The sequence below is a fragment of the Streptomyces thermoalcalitolerans genome (genome assembly GCF_039525155.1).
GTDB lineage: Bacteria > Actinomycetota > Actinomycetes > Streptomycetales > Streptomycetaceae > Streptomyces > Streptomyces thermovulgaris.
Genome location: NZ_BAAAHG010000140.1, coordinates 1 through 856, shown reverse-complemented (window position 1 = coordinate 856; position 856 = coordinate 1). Strand labels below are relative to the sequence as shown.

Genomic DNA, 856 nt, shown 5'->3' with positions numbered 1-856 from the left:
TACCCGGACAGGGTTTCGGGTCAGAGGGCCAGTACATCAGCGAGGGTCTGATGCTGGTTTGCTCATGGGTGGAACGTTGACTACTCGGCACGATCGGGATGGGCCGGCTGCTAGTACTGCTCCTTGTGGGCGTGGAACGCAGGCTGGTTCGACTGGTCGGGTCGGGCACGCTGTTGGGTGTCTGAGGGCACGGCCGCATGGCCGGGGCCTTCGGTGCCGGCCCCAGTGAACTCGAGCTTTGCAGCTTGGGGTGGTGGGTGGCTGGTCGTTGTTTGAGAACTGCACAGTGGACGCGAGCATCTGTGGCCAAGTTTGTAAGGGCGCACGGTGGATGCCTTGGCACCAGGAACCGATGAAGGACGTGGGAGGCCGCGATAGGCCCCGGGGAGTCGTCAACCAGGCTGTGATCCGGGGGTGTCCGAATGGGGAAACCCGGCAGTCGTCATGGGCTGTCACCCGCTGCTGAACACATAGGCAGTGTGGAGGGAACGCGGGGAAGTGAAACATCTCAGTACCCGCAGGAAGAGAAAACAACCGTGATTCCGGGAGTAGTGGCGAGCGAAACCGGAGGAGGCCAAACCGTATACGTGTGAGACTCGGCAGGGGTTGCGTGTACGGGGTTGTGGGAGTTCTCCGGACTGGTCTGCCGGCCGGTCGGCGAGTGAGAAACCGCGTGGATAGGCGAAGGGCATGCGAAAGGCCCGGCGTAGAGGGTAAGACCCCCGTAGTCGAAATCTGCGCGGCTCGTTGGGAGAGCCACCCAAGTAGCACGGGGCCCGAGGAATCCCGTGTGAATCTGGCGGGACCACCCGCTAAGCCTAAATATTCCCTGGTGACCGATAGCGGAGAGTACCGT

The 856-nt window shown here is 62.3% G+C and carries 1 rRNA gene; it reads left to right on the top strand.

Going from position 1 to position 856, the window contains the following annotated elements:
• Window positions 1-304: 304 nt before the first annotated feature.
• A 23S ribosomal RNA gene (locus tag ABD224_RS29230) occupies window positions 305-856 on the top strand; the annotation flags it as partial.